The 5339-nt window shown below is 32.8% G+C and carries 8 protein-coding genes; 4 read left to right on the forward strand and 4 right to left on the reverse strand.

The annotated features are described in order from the left end of the window. Window positions 1-442 precede the first annotated feature (442 nt). Together F8162_RS07770 and F8162_RS07775 are read right to left on the reverse strand one after the other, a co-directional pair. Entirely contained in the window at window positions 443-712 is a 270-nt protein-coding gene (locus F8162_RS07770) for a hypothetical protein (protein WP_151631972.1), read from the reverse strand. Further along, on the reverse strand, window positions 712-1011 hold the full coding sequence (locus tag F8162_RS07775; RefSeq protein WP_097872459.1) for a DUF2089 family protein: 300 nt from the start codon (window positions 1009-1011) through the stop codon (window positions 712-714). Before F8162_RS07775 ends, F8162_RS07770 begins: the two co-directional genes overlap by 1 nt. A 668-nt stretch (window positions 1012-1679) precedes the next feature. Here F8162_RS07775 and F8162_RS07780 point away from each other — a divergent pair. The 4 genes from F8162_RS07780 (at window position 1680) to F8162_RS07800 (ending at window position 3782) form a co-directional block, all read left to right on the forward strand. Next, a complete protein-coding gene (locus F8162_RS07780) occupies window positions 1680-1859 on the forward strand; it encodes a DUF4177 domain-containing protein (protein ID WP_151631974.1) in 180 nt (59 codons plus the stop codon). Window positions 1860-2105: 246 nt separating this feature from the next. Beyond that, window positions 2106-2312 (forward strand): hypothetical protein, encoded by a 207-nt coding sequence (locus F8162_RS07785; protein WP_151631976.1) that lies wholly within the window; start codon window positions 2106-2108, stop codon window positions 2310-2312. Window positions 2313-3031: 719 nt separating this feature from the next. After that, entirely contained in the window at window positions 3032-3595 is a 564-nt protein-coding gene (locus F8162_RS07795) for a replication/maintenance protein RepL (protein ID WP_151631966.1), read from the forward strand. After that, on the forward strand, window positions 3588-3782 hold the full coding sequence (locus F8162_RS07800) for a hypothetical protein (protein WP_098398467.1): 195 nt from the start codon (window positions 3588-3590) through the stop codon (window positions 3780-3782). Before F8162_RS07795 ends, F8162_RS07800 begins: the two co-directional genes overlap by 8 nt. A gap of 30 nt (window positions 3783-3812) precedes the next feature. On the opposite strand, the gene F8162_RS07805 is transcribed toward F8162_RS07800, so the two are convergent. Both F8162_RS07805 and mobV read right to left on the reverse strand, forming a co-directional pair. Continuing rightward, entirely contained in the window at window positions 3813-3998 is a 186-nt protein-coding gene (locus tag F8162_RS07805; protein WP_151631968.1) for a hypothetical protein, read from the reverse strand. 15 nt (window positions 3999-4013) lie between these two features. Continuing rightward, window positions 4014-5240, reverse strand: a complete 1227-nt coding sequence (gene mobV / locus F8162_RS07810) for a MobV family relaxase (RefSeq protein WP_151631970.1) — start codon at window positions 5238-5240, stop codon at window positions 4014-4016. Window positions 5241-5339 lie beyond the last annotated feature (99 nt).

The following is a 5339-nucleotide window of genomic DNA, read 5'->3' on the forward strand; positions in this document are numbered from 1 at the left end:
TTTTCGCCTCTTTTCCATAGGTTCTACGTCCTTATCAGTCCCTAGAACCATATAAAGTATATATACTTCTCTCCTGTTTTTCGGTGGACTTCCATGTAAAGTATAGCACACTATACTTTACTATCGTAAAGGTGTGCCCTACGGGGCTATTCGGCAAGCCGAATAAAAAGATCTTGGGCTTTGCCCAAACCCACTGGGGAACTCTTCCCCAGACCCCCTCAATCGAACTCCCCAACCCCTCAATCCTTGAGGGGCTCCCTCGCCGGTTGGCAGGCCAAAACGATTGACGTTTTGACAAACCAAGAGGGTAGAAAATCAGCTGCACGTGTCAATTCCTTAATGCTCCTTTCATGGATCAGCACAAACCGCTGAACCATTCCAGTCCGCTTACCATTGACACTTACCAGTTATTTTTCCTCTCAGAATAACTGGTGCTATGTTCCTATTTCATGTTGAGGGTTTTTATTTTATCCAATTCTTTTTGTATTTTCTTATGAAAATACTTTCTACCTAAATTCCATTCTATACATAAGAAAAGCATCCCTAATAATAGATAAAGGATAAAACCAATAGTACTTTCAATGCGATTCGTTATAAACAACCATGTCAGAAATGCAATATGTGCTACTGGTAAAATTGCCCCCCAATAAATATTGTTTCTACTTGATAAGAAAAATTGAACAGCCAAAATACCGGCATAAATAAGAACCATTATTCTCCATCTCTTTCTTGTTTATATTTTTCAATAATCAATTTTGCATCTTCTACACTTATCCGATCATCAATCGACAGGCTTTTAATAAATTTAATAAATTCCTCATTTTCTACAGCATCATTCATTTTTATTTTATCAATTAATCGATCAAGTTTAAGTCTTACTGTTGGATATGATACCTCATAAATTTTTGCAATCTCTTTTAAAGAACCTGAATGAAGTACTAAGTTTTTAACAAACTCTAAATCCTCATTTTCCAAGGCTAAAATCCAGTTTGGAATATTTTTAATATCCACAGTTCTGTCCCCCTATTTACTTTTGCTAAAATAAGTTTAACATATCCCTTTAATAATATTAAACTTATTTTAAATTTTATTAAAGATAATTTATATATTTTATTTAATTATCTTAATCCCTTATATAGAGAGTGAGAAGAGAGAGGATTTTAAAAGTGGCATAAAGCATTGATAACACTGTTTTTTTTACTTCTGTAATACTATCTAACTTTTCATCTCTTTTTCTCTATAAAATCAACATTATCCAAACTTGCTATACCCCCCTCAAACAATCCAGATTCACCTCTAACATATCTACACTTTCTTATCCATATAAAAACACCAAAAAGAAAAAAGGTCTCTCAGACAAGCTGAGAGACCTTTTAAATGCATACCTTGATATTTTTATTCTCACTCCATCAGAAACGATACTAAGAGTATGCAAGATTGTATACAAAAAAAGAAGAACGGGGATCTCTAGAATCCTCGCTATATCAACGATGTATAAAATCCTGTATACGAGAAAGAGAGACAAAAAAGAAGAATCCCTTCCAATACAAGGATTCTATGAAAATCTTGCTACCGATAATAGGACGTTATGTCAACCTCACATGTATAGAGTATACAGTCAAAAAGGTACAATACATCACTTCTTCTAAATGTTACAATTAGGAAAAGGGGGGAAGAATATGTACGATTACAAATTCGTGAAAGTCGAAATTGGTGGATGGAAAGGGCAACCTAAAGAAGATTATAAACGTATTATTACCGAACATGCTGAAGATGGTTGGGAATTTGTTCAAGTCCTTACTCTAACAATGGCAGGATACACGAGTTCTATGGAGATTATCTTCAAACGAACCAAATAACTCCTTTCAAAAACAAGAGAGGTTTGCTTTAAATAACATACAAAAAGAACTGAAATATTTGGGGATCTAATTGTTCTCGATTTAACTTATAAGATAAATAAGCTAGTATTAATCAACTTCCAATAACGAAAATTATGTAAATAAGCTGTCCGTATGGACAGCTTATTGTATGTTTTGCTTAAAATCTTTTTATTTACATGTATAATTATACCAAGAGTCACAAATTTTAGAATTGAGGTGAACAATATGAAAAGTTTTGGTATGTTAGTATGCTCTACTATCTTTTCAGTGCTCCTAGTATATTATAATATCGATTCCTTTTATAATAAATTTACATCAGGGAATACATATTATTGGGTAAACGGTATTCTAGCTGTTGGATTCCTTATATCCTTAATTATCAATATAAAAGATATCATCAAGAAAAATTACACAACTTCTGAAGCTAATTAAGAAGCCTATTATGGCTTCTTTTTCTATTCAAAAATATAGAAAATCGAGCCAAGCGACAACTGTTTTGGGTTTGACATGCCAAACCCGTAGCTTGCCCATTCCTTTTGTTTGGATCTTGCCCTTTGGTCTTCCATTGCTTTTTGGCTAGAGTGCTGGCTCGTCGTGTGGGGGCGAAACCCCACATATTACGTATCTAATTTTTGAATAAAAACTACTTTGGAACGAATAACTTAAGCGGTTCGGCTCGTATAATTGCTTGTCCAAGTCGAGAACCATTGCATTGCTTTTTGTCTGTCGGCTTGGCGAGAAAAGCATACGAGCCGAAAAAATTTCTACAAGGATGGAGCAAAGCGAAAAAGGTGGAGATTTTTTGAGTGTTTTTCTCAAAAAATACTACCTGTTCCTTGTAGAAATTTTAGCTCTTAAGAAAAAGAAAAAAAGACCAACTAAAAGTTGGTCTTTTTTTAAATATCAAAGGGGCTAAATAGCCCCTTTGATATTAGAAGAGAGGAAACGTGCATAAAAAGCAGGATAAATCCAGTTATATCAAGGGTTTTCGTGATTTTAGGCACTTAACTTTCTTTTAGTCTTTACTTAACTCTTGTTTCGTGTTTGCTTAATTTGTATTTAAGTGTTTACTTGTTTTAAATTTTAGTATAAAATTTAAAACGTTAAGTGGTTACTAAAGTACAAATTAAGTAAGGGGGAACTTAAAATCTATGACAGAATATGATAAAAATCTGGAATATCATGCTGAAAGTCAAACTTTAGTCGGTCAAAAAAAACGAGAATTAGTAGATACTCAAACTGGAGAAGTTATTCATGTAGACCAAATAACAAAAAGAGTATATGGAACTAAAAACTTTTGGAAAATGTATCTAATGGATTTCTTAACAGTTCTAGGGATTATAGACAATAAACAATTAGATATTTTTATTTACATAGCTGAAAACACAAATCAATCTAATAATTTGTTCATAGGAACATACAAACAAATCTCAAAAGATGTAGGAGTTTCTGAACCTACTATTGCAAAATTAATGAAAAAGTTGCAGGCAAATAACTTTATCAAGAAAAAACAAAATGGCGTTTATATCGTAAACCCTAATATCATGATGAAAGGGAACGATACAAAAAGACAAATATTATTAAGCTATTACGAAGAAGATAAACCATTAAATTCTATTGAGGTTTTAAGAGGGAAACAAAAAGCCCTTCCAGAACAAGAAACAACAAAAAACGATACAAAAAAATTAGGATTGGAGACGAAAAACAATGATTGAAGGCGTTGAATTAAATATTTATTTAGATGACGATACAGTATCATTTAGTCTATCCCCTGTACAAACAGAAGTTATATTTAAAGCATTGGGACTACAATTTGATGCAAAAACACAAACATTAAGTTCATTTAGTGACAACAGTTTACAAAAACATGTTCTTCCTAAAATTAATTTTGTACCTAAATAAAAAGCATTACATCAATGGATGTAATGCTTTTTATTTAGCCTCAAATTCATGAAGTTCAATCACATTTTCTGAATCACCAATAATACGAGCATACTCTAAACCACCATCAATCGCTACTGATCCACATGAACAATACTTAAAATCACGAGTGAATTTAGATTTAATTACATCACCACATTTTCGGCATTGAATTGCATTTCTCCTTAGCTTTTTCATTAAATAATCCTCCTATCAAAGTTCTCGTTCATTTCCACGTTCTTTTCTTTGTTGCTTTTGTTGAGTTGCAAGAAACTTTGACGCTGCTTCATATCCTTTTTTCTCATTTTCAGTCAATGCTTTTTCGGAATACCTAAGAGAACTAAATCTATTTATGGATGCATTTACTTTTCTCTTACAAAAACCAATTATTTCATGAAATTTCGGCACTTCTTTCGGAATAAACTTTTCATAAAATTTATTCATTTCATCAAATAATTTTGCTAGACGTTCATATTTTCCCTTATATGTCTTTAACCCTTCATTTTCTTTTTCCAAACGCTTCACTGTTGTATGTAAATCTGTATTACTCGCTTGTAACGCTTCATTCTTACGATATAACGTCATATTTTCACGTTTAAAGGCTTCTGATGCCTTTGCCTTAGTTTTGAGTTCCTCAAAGTCTTCTACGCTCATTTCAACAGTTTTAGAGCGTAAAATACCACCTTTATGTTTCACTTCGATTTTATCGACTTTATTTGTTGACTTCACCGCATTTTGTAATTGATTCAAGCGAGACTCTAATTGTTCCATTTGCTTATTTACCGATTCTTTTTTCTGTAAGCATTGTCCCAATTCTGTTTCTAAAGCTTTTATTTCTTCTTTTACTGTCATTGCCTTGAATTTTCTCATTTCTACATGTTTTTTATCACTTGATACACCACGTTCTAAATAAAAGCCCTTTTCTACCATATGAGCATGAAAATCGTCTTGAAGTGAAACTAACTCTTTACGGTTAAAAATCTGTTTTGCTGATAGTTTATTCTCTTCTGTTACTGGAACCATTCCAACATGCATATGTGGTGTTTTCTCGTCCAAATGGACAGCTGCATGTACAATGTTTTGTTCCCCATATCTATCTTTTAAAAAGCTATACGCTTCTTTGAAAAACACTTTTTGTTGAGCTGGATCAATCATATCTAGCACATCGAAAAATTCTCTATCACTTGTCACAACAAATTCGCACATCACAACCGCATCTTTTCGAATCGCTCGATTGGTCTCTACATTCTGTTCAATTTTGTCTTTCACTGTTTTCAAATAATCAATGTGGCCATCATTATGTAAATCGTAATTAAGATGTGTTCGTCCCGATTCAATATCATGATTTGTGTGACTCTCTTTTTCTCGCTGATTATGAATTTGAATTCCCTTCACATCTCGCATTTTAAATTTCTGCATGCGACAAATTGCGTAACTCATTTTTTCGCCTCTTTTCCATAGGTTCTACGTCCTTATCAGTCCCTAGAACCATATAAAGTATATATACTTCTCTCCTGTTTTTCGGTGGACTTCCATGTA

Origin of the sequence: Bacillus sp. CH140a_4T (assembly GCF_008923725.1) — a bacterium.
In the GTDB taxonomy this organism is placed as follows: domain Bacteria; phylum Bacillota; class Bacilli; order Bacillales; family Bacillaceae_G; genus Bacillus_A.

Bases quoted from the DNA above. Each gene is read 5' to 3' on its own strand.
- F8162_RS07785 (WP_151631976.1), top strand. From the start codon at position 2,106: ATGAAAAGTTTTGGTATGTTAGTATGCTCTACTATCTTTTCAGTGCTC.
- F8162_RS07805 (WP_151631968.1), bottom strand. From the start codon at position 3,998: ATGAAAAAGCTAAGGAGAAATGCAATTCAATGCCGAAAATGTGGTGAT.
- mobV (WP_151631970.1), bottom strand. From the start codon at position 5,240: ATGAGTTACGCAATTTGTCGCATGCAGAAATTTAAAATGCGAGATGTG.
- F8162_RS07770 (WP_151631972.1), bottom strand. From the start codon at position 712: ATGGTTCTTATTTATGCCGGTATTTTGGCTGTTCAATTTTTCTTATCA.
- F8162_RS07800 (WP_098398467.1), top strand. From the start codon at position 3,588: ATGATTGAAGGCGTTGAATTAAATATTTATTTAGATGACGATACAGTA.
- F8162_RS07780 (WP_151631974.1), top strand. From the start codon at position 1,680: ATGTACGATTACAAATTCGTGAAAGTCGAAATTGGTGGATGGAAAGGG.
- F8162_RS07795 (WP_151631966.1), top strand. From the start codon at position 3,032: ATGACAGAATATGATAAAAATCTGGAATATCATGCTGAAAGTCAAACT.